Below are 18,433 nucleotides of genomic sequence, written 5' to 3' on the forward strand. Positions count from 1 at the left end.
CGCGGTCAGCCCGCGCAGTACGTCAGATCGACCGTGGAGTGAATGTCCACATCGCCGATCTGCACCTGAGAATGGACCGTCCCGCCGGTGCACGACGTGTCCGGAGTCGCGTTCACGGTGAGCTCGAACTCCGGTCCCTCGAGCGTCGCCTGAGCGGCCTCGAGCGACCACCCCTTGTAGTTGACAACGGTGACCTTGCCGGAGGCCACGAGGAGGCGCACGGTGGTTCCCGGTGCGACCTTCTCGCCGACGGCAGGGTCCGAGGAGATGACGGTGCCCTTCGCCCGCGACGGGTCGTTCTGGGCGTTCACCGCGCCGAGCTGCAGGCCGGCGGCCTGGAGGGCCTGCGCGGCGGATGTCTGGTCCACGAGCGCGGGAACCTCGACCGTCTCGGCACCGGTGGACACCACGAGAGTGACCAACGATGCCGGCTCGACGGGGGTTCCCGGGGCGGGGTCCGTTCGTATGACGGAGCCCGCTGCGACATCCTCGCTGGGCTCCTCCGTCTTCTTGTACCGCAGCCCGTTCTCGGTGAGCTCCTGCGTGGCCTGCTCGACCTCCATCGTCACCACGTTCGGCACCAGCAGGCCGGTGGGCGTCGCGGTGGGTGACGGCTTGCCGAAACTGACGGCCCAGAACACGACCGACACGACGAGGACGGCGACAACCGCCACACCCGCCCAGATCCACGCCACGGGCGGGCCCTGCTGGGTCCGCGTCATCGTGGTGTCGGTGGAGAGCTGACGCAGCGACCGTGCGGTCTCGGCGGCGGCGCGTGGGTTGGCGCCGTAGAGCTCGTTGGTGAGGTTCTCCAGGTGACGCTTCGAGGGCGTCCGGCCGTCGGCGGCACCGGCCAGTGCGGCACGGAAGGTCGCAGCATCGGGGTAGCGGCTGTACGGATCCTTCGCCAGCGCGCGCAGGACGACCTCGTCGAGTGCGCGCGGGACGGCGGGATCGACCTCCGAGGGTGCCACGGGGGTCTCACTGACGTGCTGGTAGGCGACGGCCACGGGGGAGTCGCCGCGGAACGGCTGACGACCCGTCAGCAGCTCGTACAGGACGATGCCGGTGGAGTAGAGGTCGGTGCGTGCATCGACGGGCTCACCCTTCGCCTGCTCCGGCGAGAAGTAGGCGGCGGTGCCGATGATGGACGTGGTCTCGGCGACCGTGGAGGAGGAGTCGGACACCGCACGCGCGATGCCGAAGTCCATCACCTTGACGCGGCCGTCTTCAGTGATCATCACGTTGCCGGGCTTGATGTCACGGTGGATGACGCCGGCACGGTGGGAGTACTCCAGCGCCTCGAGAATGCCGTCTACGTAGCGCAGCGCGTCGGACGTGGTGAGTCGTCCCTCCGCGGCGTGCTGCTTCAGGGTGCGACCCGTCACCAGCTCCATCACGATGTACGGGACGGCAGTGCCGTTCTCCGTGTCTTCGCCCGCGTCGAACACGCGCACGATGGACTGATTCGCCATGCGCGACGCGGCCTGGGCCTCCATGCGGAAGCGCGTGCGGAATGTGCTGTCTCGCGCCAGATCCTTGTTCAGGATCTTGACGGCGACGGTTCGTCCGAGCTTGAGGTCGTATCCGCGGTACACGGTGGCCATGCCACCGGTGCCGATGACGTCATCGACGCGGTATCGTCCCGACAGGACACGTGACGGTTCCGACACGGACTACGCCCCCCATATCTGTGTGGGACAAGCTTACTGGTTGCCGCCGTCGTTCCCCGACCCGTTGCCGTTGCCATTCCCGCTGCCCGGGGTGCCCGTGGGAGTCGGGGTGGATGTGGGCGTGGGCTCGGCAGCGGGGGTGATCAGCACCTGCACCTCGGCTGCCGGACTCGTGCGCTCACCACACGTGACCGTGTAGCTGGCGACGGCGGCCTGCGGAGCCATGTCTCCGATCACGACGAGCAGACGCTCGGGGCTCGCGACCTGCTTGGTGGTGGACCCATCGTCTTCGAACGACGCGTTCGTCAGCGTGATCGTGTAGGCAGCGAGAGCTTCATCGGCGGGGCAGGCCTGGTATGCCGGCCAGGTGAGCTCCACCGTGGACTTCGCCTCCGCTTCCTGCACGGCGTTGCCGTTGACGGCGAAGGTGGCCGCCGCGGGTGCCGGAAGCTCAGACTGAGCCGCGTACAGCGTCAGCGTCACGGTTGAGCCCTCTTCGACGTTCCCGCCGGCCGGGGCCATCGAGGCCACGGCACCCACGAGGGACGCATTCGGAGCGGGGGTGGTCCCATCGACGCATTCGCCGACGAGGCCGTGCTGCTCCAGGGTCGCCTTGGCGGCATCGCACGGCTGGTCCAGGATGCTGAGGTCTCCGAGCGCCACGAGCTTCTGCGTGGGCGTCGGGGTGGGCGTGGGCGTCTTGGACGGCGCGGCCGAGCTCGGCGGGGCCGACGTCGTGGCCTTGTCCGCGTCGGTGCTGTTCGGGTTCAGCAGCGCGAAGAGGGTTCCCGCCAGCACGATGAGCAGCAGGGCGATCAGCGCGACCAGCGGCCACGTCCAGGGGCTCCGCTTGCCCTTGGTGGCGGTACCGGCAGGCTGCTGCTCGGTGGCGTCCAGCATGCGGGTCGCCGCGACGGTGTCGCCGAAGAGCAGCTGTGTCGCGTCGTCCTCGGCACCGGACAGAGCTCCCATGCCGGTGGCGATGGCGGGAACGGCCTGAGCCGCTGCTGCCATGTCGCCGCGGCGCAGAGCCGTGGCGGCGCGCGCGACAGCGGCCGAAGAAGCCGGACGCTCCTCCGGCTTCTTGGCGATCATCGCCATCACGAGGTTCTGCACCGGCTGCGCCACGGTAGCGGGCAGCGGCGGCGGGGTGTCGTTGATCTGCGCCATAGCGATCGCCACCTGCGATTCGCCGGTGAACGGACGCTTGCCGGCCAAGCACTCGTACGCCACGATTCCCAGCGAGTAGGTGTCGGTGGCGGGAGAGGCCGGGTGACCCGACGCCTGCTCCGGAGACAGGTACTGCACGGTACCCATCACCTGGCCGGTGGCCGTCAGTGGCACCTGGTCGGCGATGCGGGCGATGCCGAAGTCGGTGATCTTGACGCGACCGTCGGGGGTGATCAGCAAGTTGCCCGGCTTGATGTCGCGGTGCACGAGGCCGGCGGCGTGCGCGGCCTGCAGCGCGGCAGCGGTCTGTGCCACGTAGTCGAGGGTCTTGTCGCTGCTGAGTGCGCCATCGCGCTCCAGGATCGACGAGAGGGCTTCACCCGGGACGAGTTCCATCACGAGGAAGGCGGAGCCGTTCTCCTCGCCGTAGTCGAACACACTGGCGATGCCCTCGTGGTTGACGAGAGCGGCATGACGGGCCTCCGCGCGGAAGCGCTCGAGGAACCCCGGGTCCCCCATGTACTCGTCCTTGAGGATCTTGATCGCGACCGTTCGTCCGATGACGTGATCGGTCGCTTCCCAGACCTCGCCCATGCCGCCGATGGCGATGCGGGACACCAGTTCATACCGTCCACCGAAGGTGACGCCCTGTGTCGGCCTCATTTGTTCAGCACCGCCTCCATGACCTGCTTCGCGATGGGAGCTGCGATGGCATCTCCCGATCCTGACTGCCCCTGACCGCCGCCGTTCTCCACGACGACCGCAACGGCCACTTCCGGGTTCTCCGCCGGAGCGAAGCCCGTGAACCAGAGCGTGAAGGGATCGTCGTCGTTCTGGGCCGTACCGGTCTTACCGCCCACGTCGACTCCGTCTATTCTTGCACCGCCCGCGACGCCATCACTGACATCGGCGACCATCATGCTCTTCAGCGCATCGGCCACTTTCGAGGTGATGGGCTGGGACAGCTGCTGGGGCTCAGTTGCATTATGCACACTAAGGTCCGGCGCCACGATCCCATCCACCATCGTGGGGGTCATCACCACACCGCCGTTGGCGATTCCCGCGGCGACGAGAGCCATCTGCAGCGGCGTGGCACGCAGGTCGGTCTGCCCGAAGCCGGCCATGCCGGTCTGGGGAACGTCGAGGCTCTTCGGGAACACCGATGCGGCCGCCTCGAGCGGAAGCTCGAACGAACGGTTGAAGCCGAAGGCTTCGGCCATCTCACGGATAGCGTCGTCGCCGAGCTCGATCGCGAGCTCCGCCATCGGCACGTTGCAGCTGAGCCGCAGAGCGTCGGCGATCGTGACCGTTTCGCCGGGGCCGCAGGTGCCGCCGCTGGCGTTCATGACCGGATGGTTGGTCTGCGGCAGCGTGAAGCTGGCGGGGTTGGGCAGGGTCGAGGATGCCGTGTACTTGCCCGATGCCAGCGCAGCCGCCGCGACAACGAGTTTGAACGTGGAACCCGGCGGATTCATGTCGCCGCCGATGGCACGGTTGACCAGCGGGTCGGGATCGGCGGCGTTCAGCGCGTCGTAGGTGGCGTTCGCCGCGTCCGTGTCGTGCGTGGCGAGGCTGTTGGTGTCGAAAGTGGGAGAGCTGACCATCGCGAGGATGCGTCCCGTCTTCGGCTCGATCGCGACGACGGCGCCCTGCTGGTCTCCCAGTGCGTCGAAGGCGGCCTTCTGCACCACGGGGTCGAGGGAGAGCGCCACGCTGGATCCGCGGGGTGCCTGACCGGAGATGAGCTGATCGAGACGCTCGAAGAACTGCGATCCACCGCGGCCGGAGAGCTCGCTGTTCATCGCGGCCTCGATTCCGGTCCACGAGCCCAGCGCCGGGTTGTAGTAGCCCGTCACCGGCGCCCACATCGCGGCATCCGTGTAGACGCGCTGGAAGGAGTAGAGGTCGTTCGTCGGAACGGACGACGCGATCACCGAGCCGCTCGCGATGATCGACCCGCGCTGCACTTCGTAGCTGTCGTACTGCGCGCGCTTGTTGTTCGGGTTCTCCGCGAGCGAATCGCTCTGCACACCCTGGATCACCGTCACCGAGCAGAACAGGGTGAGGAACATCGCGAGGATCAGGATCGCCAGTCGGCGCACTTCCTTGGTCATCCGATCACCACCCGGGGTTGGCTGCGTACCGCATCGGAGACCCGCAGCAGCAGACCCACGATGATCCAGTTGGCCACGAGCGAGGACCCGCCCGACGCCAGGAACGGCGTGGTGAGGCCGGTGAGCGGAATCACCCGCGTCACGCCGCCCACCATGATGAACACCTGCAGCGCCAGGGTGAAAGCGAGTCCCGTCGCCAGCAGCTTGCCGAAGTCGTCCTGGCCGGTGAGGCCGATGCGCAGGCCGCGACTGACGAAGACCATGTACAGGCACAGCAGCGCGAACAGACCCACCAATCCCAGCTCTTCACCGAGGCTCGGGATGATGTAGTCGCTCTGCGCGAGCGGGGTGAGGTACGGGCGTCCCTGACCGAGGCCGGTGCCGATGAGTCCGCCCTGGCCGAGTCCGAAAATCCCCTGCACCAGCTGGAAGCTGCCGCTCTCCTGATCGATGACGCTCTGATCGAACGCGTTCAGCCAGTTGTTGAAGCGGTGCCCCACGTAGGGGAGCACGCGGGAGGCGAGGAAGGCGCCGCCTCCGGCGAGCACCAGACCGATCACGACCCAGCTGGTCTTGCCGGTGGCCACGTAGAGCATCGCGACGAACATGCCGAACATGAGCAGACCGGTACCGAGGTCGCGCTGGATGACGATGATGCCCATCGAGATGATCCACAGCACCAGCAGCGGACCGAGCTCTCGCGCTCGCGGCCAGGTCACACCGAGGAAGCGGTGCCCCACGGAGACGAGGCTCTCGCGCGTGCGCACCAGATAACCGGCGAAGAAGATCGCCAGGCAGATCTTGGCGATCTCACCGGGCTGGAAGGAGAAGACGCCGGCGATCGACACCCACACCTGGGCGTTGCCGTCGGCGGCGAGTCCGGGCACGAAAGGCAGCAGGAGCAGCAGGATGCCGGCGAGGCCGAACAGGTACGTGTAGCGGTAGAGCAGACGGTAGTTGCGCAGCAGCAGGATCACGGCGAGCGTGGCCACCAGCGAGATGATCAGCCACACGATCTGCTTGATCGAGTTCTGCTCCCATCCGGGACTCATGTCTCCGGTGCTCAGCCAGTGCAGATCGATGCGATAGATCTCTGCGATGCCGATGCCCGTGAGCAGTGTGGCGATGGGGACCACGAAGGGATCGGCGTTGGGCGCGCGCCAGCGCAGCACCACGTGCAGCACGATCACCAGCAGCGCCGTCGCGCCGAGCAGGCCGAAGTATCCGACGTCGAGGGTGCCGCTGGTGGCCATCTGCACGATGTAGACGGCGGCGGCGCTGATCAGCAGCGCGAACAGCACCAGCACCAGCTCGCGGTTGCGCTGCTTCTTCGGCATGCGGATCTTGCGCAGCGCCTTGATGACGGCGGTGTCGCCGGATGCGGGAGCGTCGCGGGTGAGGGCGTCGGACATCAGTTCCCCTCCGCGTCTTTGCGCAGCCGTTCCACGATGGCCTGCGCATCGGCGAGGGAGCGCGCGCTGATCGTCTTCTCGACGTTGGCGCGCTGGAACTCGGTGAGTTCGGCGAGCAAGATGTTGCTGTCCTCGTAGGTGTGAGACAACGCGATCGGGCCGATTCCCTGTTGTATGCCCTGGTAGATGACCACGGAGTCGTCATCGGCACCCACGTAGTAGCGCGTCTGCGTCCACTCGTACGCCACGAACAGAGCACCCGCGATGGCGATCAGCACGACGACCAGGCCGGCGAACCAGGCGATCCGACGGCGTTTGGCGCGTCGGCGGTCCTCTTCGATGAGTTCCTCGAGGAATTCCGCAGCGGGTTCGAAGTGCGTCGGCTCGTTGGCGGCCTGACGTGCGGTGTGCAGCCAGCCGGGACGTGCGGTGCGCGCCGCGGGGATCTCGATGCCGATGGGATTGGCCGCGGAGCCCACGACGGTGGCCGCGGTGGCGAACGCCGGGTGCTGGCCGCCGACATCGGCGATGACGATGGTGACGTTGTCGGGGGCACCGCCATCCAGGGCCTGCTTGAGTAGAAGATCCGCAGTGCGGCCCGGAGCGTAACCGTGATCCAGCACCTTCTGCATGTGGATCTCGTCCACCACACCGGACAGACCGTCGGAGCACAGCAGCCAGCGATCGCCCTCCTGCGTCTGCATGATGAAGGTGTCGATCTCGGGGTGCGGGTCCTGGTCGCCGAGGACGCGCATGAGGACCGAGCGCCGCGGGTGGTAGCGCGCCTCTTCGGGCGTGATGCGACCGGAGTCCACGAGGCGCTGCACGAAGGTGTGGTCGGTGGTGATCTGGGTGAGGACGCCCTCGCGGTACAGGTAGATGCGCGAGTCGCCGATGTGTGCGATGACGGCGTTGTCGTCGACCATGAGGATCGCGTCCACCGTGGTGCCCATGCCGGTGAGCTCCGGGCGTCGCCGCGTCATGTCGATGAGGTCGCCGGCTGCCTCGGTGATGGCGTCGCGGAGGTCGTTCTCCGCGTCACGAGTGCTGGCGTGGGCCGTGTCGAGAGCCTGCAGTCGGCTGATGGCGAGGGCGGAGGCCACGTCACCACCCGCGTGACCACCCATGCCATCGGCGACGACGAACAGGTTGGACCCGGCATAGCCGGAGTCCTGGTTGTTCGATCGGACCTTCCCGGTGTGGGAGATCGCGACGGCGGAGCCCTGGAAGACCATCGCCCTTACTTCCTCAATTCGAACGTCGTCGCGCCCACCTTGACGGGGGCGCCGACGCGGATCGGGACGGGTGAGGCGACGCGATCGCCGTCATGCCACGTTCCGTTGGTCGAATCGAGGTCTTGGATCATCCACTGATCGCCCCAGAGAACGAGGCGAGCGTGGTGGGAGGAGGTGTAGTCGTCGCGGATCACGAGCCCGGACTCGCGCGACCGGCCGATGGTGAGGGGCTGATTGCCCAGCGGGATCTCGAGCCCGGTCTTGGGACCGGACGTGATCACGATGCGGGAGACGGTGGACGTCGTCGCCGGTTCCGTCGCGGGCGATGACGACGGCCGCGGCGTGCGCACCGGTTCGACGGGTGCGGTGCGATCGTTCGACGGAGTCACCGGTGCGGGGACTGCTTGCGCCGGACGCGGGGGAGTGTCGACCCCTTCCGTGCCGTCGGGGAGCTTGCGCGCTCGCACACCGAACAAGTCGGAGCGCAGCGAATAGACCACGCCGAAGACGAAGAACCACAGCAGCACCAGGAAGCCGATGCGCAGCAGCAGAAGTGTGAGGTCGGTCATCAGCTGAACTCCCTCGCGTCGAAGATGCGCGTGGCATCGTCCCGGGCCGCGGGGCGCGCGGGGCGGGACTGCTGCGCGACGACGCGGAACACGATGCGGGTCTTGCCGATCGTGATGGTCGAATCGGGCTCCAGCGCGCTGGAGGAGAACTTGACGCCGTTGAGCTTGGAGCCGTTGGTGGATCCGAGGTCGCGCACCATGCCGCGCGTGCCGTCCCACAGGATCTCCACGTGCTTGCGCGACGTGTTGGGGTCGGCGATGGTGATGTCCGCATCGCTGCCGCGGCCGATCACCGTACGCGCCTTGGTGAGAGCGTGTCGCTGGCCGTCGATGTCGACCACCGCGCGCCAGGAGACGGAAGCTGCCTGTGCCGACTCGGATTCGATGCTCACCGTGCCCGTGGGAGTCGCGGAGTCGGCGACGATCGTGATCGACAGCGGACCCGCGAACGAGTACCCCTGCTGCTTCGCGTGTTTGCGGACGATCTGCTCGAGCTCCGTGGTGAGCGTGCCGCCGTAGTTCGACATCTTCGACTCATCGGCCGGCGACAGCAGCACGGTGAACGTGTTGGGGGCGAGGATGCGATCCCGACTCACGACGGCCGCGTTCGTGTCCAGTTCCCGACGCAGCGCGGAGGCGATCTCGACCGGCTGGATGCCGCTGCGGAAGGTGCGCGCGAAGGCGCCGTTGACGGCGCGTTCCAGGCCCTTCTCGAAGCTGTCCAGCAGTCCCACGTCTCTCCTCCGGCAGGGGTACGGCAGGCGTGCCGTACTGGGCCATGCTAGACGGTGAGGCTGGGACCGGCTGGGAATTCGGGTCACGATGGTCATGAGCACGTCCCGAACCGTGCTAATCTCATGGAGTGCTTCCGAAGCGATTCGGATGCGCGCGAGTGGCGGAATAGGCAGACGCGCTGGCTTCAGGTGCCAGTGCCCGAAAGGGCGTGGGGGTTCAACTCCCCCCTCGCGCACAGACACCCCCGGTCCTGTGGACCGGGGGTTCTTGCGTTGTACCGGGGTCATGGTTCCACGGGGCTTAGACCCGGGTTATCGGCCAAAAAGAGTGGATGGGTTCGGGCGTGTTAGTGCTCGCCGATCCAGCCGAGTGAGACCCGAGGGTATTCTGCGACGGTGAACTATCTGGGTGCACTTGGTGCTGAGGGCCCTGAAGACCTGGCAGGCGCACACCAGGCACTCATCAGCGCGCGCGGCTGGTACGAGACGCTTGAGCCGCTGCCGGCACCGCTGCCTGGATCGATGCTCGCGATAGAGGACACGCACACAGCGCGCGTGCCCCTTTCCACACAGGTGCGCAGCGCGTGGGCGCGAGCTTATGACGCGCTGGGCGGTTTCGTTGACATGAGTACCGTGGCCGACGGCATGTATGTGGCTCGACCGTTTGCGCACCACGCCCTGATTCGCATGGCATGTGAGGCCACAGCGCTTGGACTCTGGCTGCTACGACCCGAACGCAAGTTCCGCCGCGTCTACCGCTCCCTGTGCTTGGAGTACACGCATGCGGGCGATGTTCTCGGGCTGTCACGCACGCTCACTGGCGCCGCCACTCACAACACGGACGAGCACGACGAGATAGTGGTGCGACTCAACGAGCTGATGAACACTGTGTCGCAGCTTCGTGAAACGAAGTTGCAGGCCATTCCGCGATGGAGTGACATACTTCGGGACATATCGCCAACGGTGCCGGCGGGGGCAGGACACGGCGCAGATTCGCCGCTTGTTATTTGGAAGACATCGTCCGCCTTCTTGCATGGATCAGAGACGACCGTGAGGCTACTGTCCGAGATTGAGATGTTGACCCCATACGAAGGTGACCTGAAGCTCGCGTCGGCTCAGCTGAGACCGTCATGGCGGCTGTTGGCAAGTTACTACCAGATGTGCGTTGAGCTGCTTCTGGATCTGTCGATCCGCTACCTCACGTTGGGCACAACCGACTACAGCGGGAAGGACTTGTCTGAGCAGAAATGATTGAGGTGCTCGCAGCATCCCACAGGATGGCCCGCTCCGGCCCCGAGTTTCAGGGGATCGATGCCGGTGAATTGCCCACTCTCGCTATCGCCCGTGGACTCGACGCGAGGATGGCGATCCTCCTCACCCCTTGACGTCGAACTCCTCGTCGTGGAGTAGGCCCGACCTGTCCCACACGTAAGGAAGCCCGGCGAACACGGAGCGCGGCCGGCGGCCCAGGTAGGTTCGCAGCATCCGTTCGTTGCTTGACAAGCACTCTTCGTTCTCCCATACCCGTCGAGCGCCGACAGTGCTCGGCTGGATATACGCGCCTGCTGCATTCGCGAGGATGCGTTCCGCGCCGGAGATGCGTGCCCACATTAACGCGCGGTTCCGAGCACCGTCCTCGTCCCACCCGCCGCTCGAAGCGTTCTGTTGATGACAAGCAGTGAGAACGAGATACCGACAATTGAGTTTCAGATCAGAGAACAGAATGTTCGCTGTCCTGCTGGTAATGCCAAGCCTCGGTATCTTGCTCCTCAGGCTCCAGCGCCAGCCGTGCATGCCGAGGACGAGAAGGTCTGTCTTGACCGCGGCTTCTTCCACGAAGCGCTTGGGTGAGCGCGTGTAGAAAACATCCTCGAGGTCACACGGAAAACCTCGAGGCGTTGACATGAAAGGATCCGGCGTCGGGCCGAGGTTCACGCCCACGAATCTGCGTTGCATGTCAGCAGATTAGCGAAGGATGCGTACCGTTAGGGGTCTAACAGGAATGGTGCCCAGGTAGCGATCGCTGTGAGAAATGCAGATACTAGCTCAAGCTCATCAAAAGAACTCAGAAAGCGCATCGTCACAAGATGGGAGGGGACGTTCTGAGTGCCAGGGATGGTCCGCGATCCTCTGCGAATGAGCCAGATGGCCCATGTTCATCTAGGAGCCCGATTCCGTGCCAGACCTCGTAGCAGTGATTAACGAAGCTGGGATCCGCCTCCTTTGACATCATCACGACCCCGAGTGACCGGATCCTTTCTCGACCTCGTCGACGCCGACATGCTCCCGGGAGCCCCAAAGTTCGCGTTGATCGTGCCGTCGAGATACATCAGCGCATCGCCCAAGCCGACGGGACCCAATCGTTCGCTCATCAGTCCGTACTCGACGCGGCGGACTCGATGCCACTAACGCGGTGGCCACCGTCTGAGTTCCCAGGGGCGGCTGCTCGCGCTCCGGTCCTGCGACTCAGGACATCACCCAAGCCTTCCGCTCCTGGGCTGGAAGTAGCAGCGCTTCCGCGAGTTCGCGCGCGTAGGGGTCGTCCCACTCGTGCGGGTCGATTCGGCTCTGCGCGATGGCGTCGAGTCGGTCGGTGCGCTCGGCTGCTTCGGGATAGCGAACCGGAACCGTTCTCGTGAGGGCGACGAAGGCACTGGCGAGCAGCGCGTACCAGTCGCCCGCCGCAGTGCGCGTCGCGCGGCCGGTCTGCAGGACGGATGAGGCGTACTCGGGCGCGAAGTAGTGGATCAGTCCGCCGCCATAGGAGATTCCGGGGGACCCGGCCATGCCGAAGTCGATGAACAGTGCCGCGTCGTCCGCGAATCGGATGTGTGTGGGCTGGAGATCACCGTGGATCCAGCCGGCCTCGTGGATTCGGTCGAGTTCGTGGGCGACGAGTCGGAGGTCTGCGCGTCTGTGCGCGATGTCGAGCGATGGGCCCTCGGACCATCGAGTCCCGAGGCTTGCGGCATCTACCCAATGCAGGCAGATGGTCACGACGTCTCCCTCGGACGAGAAGCCACTGATGCGGTCCGCGTACCCGCCGCCGAGAGCCCTCAACGCGGCGAACTCGGCTTCAACCTCCTGGGGACCACCCTCTCCCGACACCTTGAGGATGTGTCGCGATTCGTCACTGTAGGTGAGGAGAAGGACGTAGCCCGCCCGCACCGACAGGACTCGCACGGCGGGTGCGTCAGAGCGGGGGAGCGAGCGCGCGACGCAGTTCTCCTCCTTCTCGGTGAAGGTCGGCCACTCCGCGGGAGGCAGTTGGGAACTCATTCGAAGGCCCTTCCAGTTCGGTTGCGGTGGCGGCGTTATCGGCCTCCCGCATCCGGTCCACAGTTTGACACCGCAGAACGGTCGTCACCATCGTCCCAGCGTGAGGGGACGTCGAACGCGATCCGGAACGAGTGGTGGACAGTGCTTCTAAACAGCGCAGCGAGCGAGCCGAAGGCGTGTCAGAGCCAGGGCAGTCCACATCGCGCAACGTTTTGAGTACACGCGTGCTAATATGGTCCGCGTCCCGGCCAGTGACAGGAGATTCTCTATGCCTCGTATCGGTCGTGCGGTTGTGCCCGTATCGGACCTCGATGTCGCGATCAACTGGTACCGCGAACTCCTGGACTTCGAGGTCGTGTTCGACAGTGAGATCTTTCCCGGGTTCCGCTCGGTGCACGTGAGCCCCGGTCGGACCGCAGAAGCCGGGGTGTGGCTCTTCCCGGCGGACGGGGCGGGCTCTGCGTCACACCCCGCTGTTGTGCTTTACAGCGACGATCTTGATGGGGACGTCAGTCGGCTCCTGCGTGGGCGCGCCGACATCGAAAGTCCTCTGTCCGGCGAAGAGGGATCACGCTCCATCCAACTGCGTGACCCCTTCGGCAACGTCCTCATCATCGCTGATACGCCGCGATAGGCCACGCTCGATGGCGACGACGTGGTCTCGAAGGCTCGGTCGTCAGCACGGGCGGGGACTCGCGTGCGGATACAACAAGACGGCCTGCTCGCATGTGGCAGGGATCCTGCCCTCCGTCACCGTCCTGTGGATCTAGCAACATGGTTCGTCTGCGCCTGAGATAAATGTGCGGGAAAGTGCGTCACGATCGAGCTCTGAAGGGATGCCCTAGCTAAGGGGGAGTGGACCACGTACTTTTGTGCATAGTGCATTCGCCGGTCCTTCATTCGAGTTCATCCGACTGCAACGACTCATATGGAGCAACAGTAAAGACAGCCGAAACGTGGGGCGGTCGCGCCCTGCGGCGCCTCGGGGAGCCTCCGACGAGGAGATCGCGACGGGCACGAGCGGGCCGGCGGACGTCCGCACGGCACGGCTCCGCAGGCGTCGGCGCGCTCACGGTCCGGTGTTCCCCTTCCGGTGGCACGGTGCAGCCGTTCGCCTATCGTGCCGGTCGCTCTGTGCGAACCGCACGATAACGGGCGAGCATCGGATGGGTGGCGTATGAGAGCAGAAGAGACGGATGCGGACCTGCTGGAGCACGTGCGCGCGGGCCGGACAGAAGCATTTGCCGCGCTGTGGAGCCGTCACGCGGGTGCCGCACTGTCGGCGCGACGCAGTTCTCCTCCTTCTCGGTGAAGGTCGGCCACTCCGCGGGAGGCAGTTGGGAACTCATTCGAAGGCCCTTCCAGTTCGGTTGCGGTGGCGGCGTCATCGGCCTCCCGCATCCGGTCCACAGTTTGACACCGCAGAACGGCCGTCACCATCGTCCCAGCGTGAGGGGACGTCGAACGCGATCCGGAACGAGTGGTGGACAGTGCTCCTAAACAGCGCAGCGAGCGAGCCGAAGGCGTGTCAGAGCCAGGGCAGTCCACATCGCGCAACGTTTTGAGTACACGCGTGCTAATTAAACAGGTACACTCGTACTCACAAACGGTGTGTGGAGGGGGAAGTCATGGTTCTCGGGTTGATCATCGCGTGTGAGGTGGCCTTCTGGGTCGCCGTGTTCGGGGGACTCCTGGCGCGGTATGTCGCGCATCGTCCCCGGCTGGGCATCGTGCTGTTGTTCCTCGCCCCGGTCGTCGACGTCGTGCTGCTGGCACTCGTGACCGTCGACCTACTCGGCGGCGGGACGGCGTCGTGGCATCACGGACTCGCGGCGCTGTACATCGGCATCTCGATCGCTTACGGGCATCGGATGATCGCGTGGGCGGATGCGAAGTTCGCCACGCGCTTCCAGGGTGCGCCTCCTCGACCCAAGCTCACCGGGGCGGCCTACACGATCGCGTGCTGGAAGGACGCCGGTCGCACCCTGCTGGCGGTGGGGATCGCCGCCGCCATCCTCGGTGGGCTGATCCTCATCGTGGGGGCTCCCGAGCGGACAGAAGAGCTGGGCGGCTTCTTCCCGCTGCTGGGGGTCATCCTCGGAATCGACGTACTCTGGGCGGTGAGCTACACGATCTGGCCGAAGCAGTCGGCACCGGTGAAGGGATGACGCGATGCCTCGCCTGATCGATCACGACGAACGCAATCGTGTCATCGCGGCAGCGGCGATGCGCGTGCTGGTCGACAAGGGACTCGGCGCACTCTCGGTGCGAAATGTGGCCGCCGAAGCGGGCATTGCCGCCGCCTCGCTTCGGCGGGCGTTTCCTGCCCAAGAGAATCTGCGGAAGTTCTGCTTCGACGCGATCCGCCAGGCGGTGGCGGACCGAATCGGCGCCCTGGAGGGGGAAGGGCTCCCGTTCGTCCTCGCGCTGCTTCGCGAGTTCCTGCCCCTGGACCAGGTCCGACGGGGTGAACTCATCGCCCAACTCCAGCTGGGAACACTGGCGCTCACCGATGTCTCGCTGCGGGACAGTGCGAGCGAGCTCAACCGCGAGGTGCGGGGGGTCTGCGCCGCGGCGATCGCCGAGCTCGTGCGTACTGAGGTAGCCGTCTCGACAGTCGATCCCGAGGATGAAGCGGACCGGTTGCACGCTCTGCTCGACGGCCTCGCGATTCACCTGCTCTGGGAGTCGCGCGCGGATGCGGAAGGGTTCGCCCTGCGGATTCTGGAGCGGCACCTCCGCTCTCTCGGGCCAGACGCGGCAGATCGCGACTGAGGGGCCGACCACACAAAGTGGTCGGCCCCTCAGGGACAAACGTCAGGGCGCCAGCCCCGCAATGGCCGGCTTGAATCCGAGTCGCCGGTTCTCGCAGCACCCCGGACGACACACATCGAACCAGGGTCCGATCGACGTGGTGTTCTTGCGCTGCTCCACGGGGCGTCCCTCGAGACGCTCCTGAACCAGATCGACGAGAGCACCGACGAACGCCGGATGCACGCCCGGCGTGGGGGTGCGCGTCACCCACAGGCCCCGGTTCTCCGCAGTCTCCGTCGCCTCCTCATCAAGGTCCCACATGACCTCCATGTGGTCGCTGACGAAACCGAGCGGGACGATGATGACCGCGGTGCGATCCGTCAGAGCCTCAATCGCGTCGTTGATGTCGGGCTCGAGCCACGGCTGCGACGGAGGGCCAGACCGGGACTGGTAGACCAGTTGCCAGGCGAGATCCGGATCAACGCGGGCGATGATCTCCCGCGCGGCCGCGAGATGCTGGGCCGCATATCCACCGCCGTAGGCGTCCCCGAACAGCGATGCTCCGGAGAGTTCCGCGTCCAGCGTCGGGATGCTGTGCGTGGCGAACAGCACCTCGATGGACCCTCGATCGTTCCCGGCCGAGACGGCCTCGCCCACGGCGGCCTCGAGACCTTCGACGAAGGGGGCGATGAAACCGGGGTGCGAGAAGAACTGGCGGACCTTGTCGATCCGCAGCTCCTTCTGGAGTCCGGACGCTTCGAGCGCGTCGGCCCAGTCCTCGCGGTACTGACGGCACGACGAGTACGACGAGTACGCACTCGTGGGAATCGCCAGGAGGTTACGAGCCCCGTTGGCGGCCGCTTCCTGCAGTGCCTCGTCCAGGTACGGCGACCAGTTCCGGTTGCCCCAGTAGACGGGGATGTTCACTCCCGCCTCCTGCAGCGCGCTGGTCAACGCGGCGAGCAGTCGCCGATTCTGATCGTTGATCGGGCTCACGCCGTTGAAGTGGCGGTAGTGGTGCGCGACCTCTTCCAGGCGCTCGTCGGGGATGCCGCGACCCCGCGTCACATTCCGGAGGAAGGGCAGCACGTCCTCCTGGCCCTCCGGACCGCCGAAGCCCGACAGCAGGATGCCGTCGTAGGCGAACGGTTCGGTCGTGTGCTCTGGGCCGTCGGCGGTCGCGGACGTCGCACTGGGCACCCGAGCCCCGGGATCGCAGTGCACGCCCGTGGCCGGCTCGGGCTTGCGTTCGCGTCGCACCGCGGCGCCCGGATCGGCGACGGATGGCTCGTGATCTTCGCTCATGGCTTTCCTCCGATGAAGTTCCCGCGCCATCATATCCCTTCATCTGATGAAGCTCGTGCACGCTGCTTCCGTGATGCCGGCGACGTCCGTGATGATGGGCATATGACCCACCGCGTTGCCGTGCTCGTGCTCGAAGGCGCCAAGCCCCTCGACGTCGGCATCCCCTCACAGGTGTTCGCGCACCGAGCGAGCATGCCGTACGAGGTGCGCGTGTGCGGAGCGGAGCCGGGGCTCGTCACCGGCGGCGACGGCCTGTCGTACCACGTGGCCGAGGGGCTGGATGCGCTGGAGCGCGCCGACACGATCTTCGTCCCCGGTTATCGTGAACCCGCGAGCACTGAACCCCCGGCCGCTGTCGTCGCCGCGCTGCGTGCTGCACACGACCGCGGGGCCCGCCTCGCCGCGATCTCCACCGGCGCGTTTGCGCTCGCGGCCACGGGACTGCTCGACGGGCGACGAGCGACGACGCACTGGCACTACACCCGCGCCCTCGCCGAGCGGCACCCGCTCATCGACGTCGATGAGAACGTGCTCTTCATCGACGAGGGAGACGTGCTGACGTCCGCGGGGGCCGCATCGGGCATCGATCTCTGCCTGCATCTCGTCCGCCGCGACCATGGCGTCGGGCTGTCGAATCACGTCGCCCGACGACTCGTGGCCGCGCCGTATCGCAGCGGGGGACAGGCGCAGTACGTGCCGCGCAGCGTGCCGGAGCCCCTCGGCGACCTCTTCGCCGACACCCGCGAGTGGGCGCTCGGTCGCCTCGCCGAATCGCTCACGCTCGCCGATCTGGCGCGCAACGCGAACGTCTCGGAGCGCACCTTCTCACGTCGTTTCGTGGAGGACACCGGCTACACCCCGATGCAGTGGGTGCTGCGGGCACGCATCGACCTGGCGCGCGAGCTTCTGGAGCGCTCGGATCTCGGCGTCGAGCAGATCGCCCATCGTGTGGGCCTCGGGACCAGCGCGAACCTGCGGCTGCACTTCCATCGCATCCTCGGCACCTCGCCCACGGAGTACCGACACACATTCTCGAACGCGACGGTGGCGGGATCCTCATCATCGGTGGCAAGCGACGTGGCGTGATCCTTGCGCATGCTGTCCTGACAGCCACTGGCAGGCCCCGATGCTCCGGTTGACCATGGAAGGCGGAACGGGAACGAAAGGACATCATGACCCGCATCGCCATCAACGGCTTCGGCCGTATCGGTCGCAACACCCTGCGCGCTCTGCTGGAGCGCGGTACCGACCTCGAGGTCGTCGCCGTCAACGATCTGACCGCGCCCGACGCCCTCGCCCAGCTCCTGCGCTTCGACAGTTCCCTTGGCCGCCTGGGCCGTCCGGTCGAGGTCGACGGTGACGCCCTGATCGTCGACGGCCACCGCATTCAGGTGCTCGCCGAGCGCGACCCCGAGAACCTGCCCTGGGGCGAACTGGGTGTCGAGGTGGTGCTGGAAGCCACAGGACGCTTCACCTCCGCGGAGGCCGCCGGCGCCCACCTGCGCGCGGGAGCGAAGCGTGTGCTCGTGAGCGCTCCCTCCGACGGTGCCGACGTCACCCTCGCCTATGGCGTGAACACCGAGGCATACGACGCAGCCGCCCACACCATCGTCTCCAACGCCTCCTGCACCACCAACGCCCTGGCGCCGCTCGCGAAGGTGCTCGACGATCTGGCCGGCATCGAGCACGGCTTCATGACGACGGTGCACGCCTACACCCAGGAGCAGAACCTCCAGGACGGCCCGCACCGCGACCCGCGTCGTGCTCGCGCCGCCGGGGTCAACATCGTGCCGACCACCACCGGCGCCGCGAAGGCGATCGGTCTCGTGCTGCCCGGCCTCGACGGCAAGCTGTCGGGCGACTCCATCCGCGTGCCCGTGCCGGTCGGGTCGATCGTGGAGCTCAACACCACCGTCTCGCGCGAGGTCACGCGCGACGAGGTGCTCGTCGCCTACCGTGCAGCGGCGGAGGGACCGCTGGCGGGCATCCTCGAGTACTCGGAGGACCCGCTGGTTTCGAGCGACATCACGGGCCAGCCGGCGTCGTCGATCTTCGACTCCGCGCTCACCCGGGTGGATGGGAAGCATGTCAAGGTGGTCGCCTGGTACGACAACGAGTGGGGCTTCTCCAACCGCGTGGTCGACACGCTCCTGCTGCTCACGCAGTCCTGATCCCGGGAATCGGGGTG

The 18,433-nt window shown here is 66.4% G+C and carries 16 protein-coding genes and 1 tRNA gene; 7 read left to right on the forward strand and 10 right to left on the reverse strand.

The features are described from left to right. Positions 1-5 precede the first annotated feature (5 nt). The 7 genes from pknB to ABTV68_RS00160 form a co-directional block, all read right to left on the reverse strand. The gene (pknB, locus tag ABTV68_RS00130; RefSeq protein WP_433677663.1) at positions 6-1,607 is read right to left on the reverse strand and encodes a Stk1 family PASTA domain-containing Ser/Thr kinase; all 1,602 of its coding nucleotides are present in this window, start codon (positions 1,605-1,607) and stop codon (positions 6-8) included. A 99-nt stretch (positions 1,608-1,706) separates the two neighbouring features. Then, the gene (locus tag ABTV68_RS00135) at positions 1,707-3,506 is read right to left on the reverse strand and encodes a serine/threonine protein kinase (protein WP_433675589.1); all 1,800 of its coding nucleotides are present in this window, start codon (positions 3,504-3,506) and stop codon (positions 1,707-1,709) included. Then, positions 3,503-4,957, reverse strand: a complete 1,455-nt coding sequence (locus ABTV68_RS00140) for a peptidoglycan D,D-transpeptidase FtsI family protein (protein ID WP_433675591.1) — start codon at positions 4,955-4,957, stop codon at positions 3,503-3,505. Before ABTV68_RS00140 ends, ABTV68_RS00135 begins: the two co-directional genes overlap by 4 nt. Further along, complete coding sequence (locus tag ABTV68_RS00145; protein WP_433675592.1) at positions 4,954-6,369, reverse strand: FtsW/RodA/SpoVE family cell cycle protein; 1,416 nt, start codon at positions 6,367-6,369, stop codon at positions 4,954-4,956. Before ABTV68_RS00145 ends, ABTV68_RS00140 begins: the two co-directional genes overlap by 4 nt. Next, positions 6,369-7,604, reverse strand: a complete 1,236-nt coding sequence (locus ABTV68_RS00150) for a Stp1/IreP family PP2C-type Ser/Thr phosphatase (RefSeq protein ID WP_433675593.1) — start codon at positions 7,602-7,604, stop codon at positions 6,369-6,371. The genes ABTV68_RS00145 and ABTV68_RS00150 overlap by 1 nt, the downstream gene beginning before the upstream one ends. Before the next feature lie 5 nt (positions 7,605-7,609). Further along, on the reverse strand, positions 7,610-8,173 hold the full coding sequence (locus ABTV68_RS00155) for an FHA domain-containing protein FhaB/FipA (protein ID WP_433675594.1): 564 nt from the start codon (positions 8,171-8,173) through the stop codon (positions 7,610-7,612). Continuing rightward, positions 8,173-8,907: an FhaA domain-containing protein gene (locus ABTV68_RS00160; RefSeq protein WP_433675595.1), complete on the reverse strand. Its 735-nt coding sequence runs from the start codon at positions 8,905-8,907 to the stop codon at positions 8,173-8,175. The genes ABTV68_RS00155 and ABTV68_RS00160 overlap by 1 nt, the downstream gene beginning before the upstream one ends. 152 nt (positions 8,908-9,059) lie before the next feature. On the opposite strand from ABTV68_RS00160, the gene ABTV68_RS00165 reads away from it, so the two are divergent. Together ABTV68_RS00165 and ABTV68_RS00170 are read left to right on the forward strand one after the other, a co-directional pair. Further along, a tRNA-Leu gene (locus ABTV68_RS00165) sits at positions 9,060-9,143 on the forward strand. A 160-nt stretch (positions 9,144-9,303) separates the two neighbouring features. Next, entirely contained in the window at positions 9,304-10,158 is an 855-nt protein-coding gene (locus ABTV68_RS00170) for a hypothetical protein (RefSeq protein WP_433675596.1), read from the forward strand. 123 nt (positions 10,159-10,281) lie between these two features. Here the strand turns inward: ABTV68_RS00170 and ABTV68_RS00175 are convergent, their stop codons facing one another. Together ABTV68_RS00175 and ABTV68_RS00180 are read right to left on the reverse strand one after the other, a co-directional pair. Further along, on the reverse strand, positions 10,282-10,863 hold the full coding sequence (locus ABTV68_RS00175) for a hypothetical protein (protein ID WP_433675597.1): 582 nt from the start codon (positions 10,861-10,863) through the stop codon (positions 10,282-10,284). Between the two features lie 510 nt (positions 10,864-11,373). After that, positions 11,374-12,186, reverse strand: coding sequence for a lipopolysaccharide kinase InaA family protein (locus tag ABTV68_RS00180; RefSeq protein ID WP_433675598.1), 813 nt, complete (start codon positions 12,184-12,186; stop codon positions 11,374-11,376). 268 nt (positions 12,187-12,454) lie between these two features. Between ABTV68_RS00180 and ABTV68_RS00185 the strand changes: the two genes are divergently transcribed. From ABTV68_RS00185 to ABTV68_RS00195, 3 genes are all read left to right on the forward strand, one after another. After that, a complete protein-coding gene (locus tag ABTV68_RS00185) occupies positions 12,455-12,820 on the forward strand; it encodes a VOC family protein (RefSeq protein ID WP_433675599.1) in 366 nt (121 codons plus the stop codon). Between the two features lie 994 nt (positions 12,821-13,814). Continuing rightward, on the forward strand, positions 13,815-14,354 hold the full coding sequence (locus ABTV68_RS00190; RefSeq protein WP_433675600.1) for a hypothetical protein: 540 nt from the start codon (positions 13,815-13,817) through the stop codon (positions 14,352-14,354). Between the two features lie 4 nt (positions 14,355-14,358). Further along, entirely contained in the window at positions 14,359-14,961 is a 603-nt protein-coding gene (locus ABTV68_RS00195; protein ID WP_433675601.1) for a TetR/AcrR family transcriptional regulator, read from the forward strand. Positions 14,962-15,003: 42 nt separating this feature from the next. Here the strand turns inward: ABTV68_RS00195 and ABTV68_RS00200 are convergent, their stop codons facing one another. Continuing rightward, entirely contained in the window at positions 15,004-16,245 is a 1,242-nt protein-coding gene (locus ABTV68_RS00200; RefSeq protein ID WP_433675602.1) for a ferrochelatase, read from the reverse strand. Between the two features lie 102 nt (positions 16,246-16,347). Here ABTV68_RS00200 and ABTV68_RS00205 point away from each other — a divergent pair, with 102 nt between their 5' ends. Both ABTV68_RS00205 and gap read left to right on the forward strand, forming a co-directional pair. Next, entirely contained in the window at positions 16,348-17,331 is a 984-nt protein-coding gene (locus tag ABTV68_RS00205) for a GlxA family transcriptional regulator (protein ID WP_433675603.1), read from the forward strand. Positions 17,332-17,417: 86 nt separating this feature from the next. After that, positions 17,418-18,416: a type I glyceraldehyde-3-phosphate dehydrogenase gene (gap, locus tag ABTV68_RS00210; RefSeq protein ID WP_433675604.1), complete on the forward strand. Its 999-nt coding sequence runs from the start codon at positions 17,418-17,420 to the stop codon at positions 18,414-18,416. Positions 18,417-18,433 lie beyond the last annotated feature (17 nt).

Source organism: Microbacterium gorillae (genome assembly GCF_050990725.1).
GTDB lineage: Bacteria > Actinomycetota > Actinomycetes > Actinomycetales > Microbacteriaceae > Microbacterium > Microbacterium gorillae_A.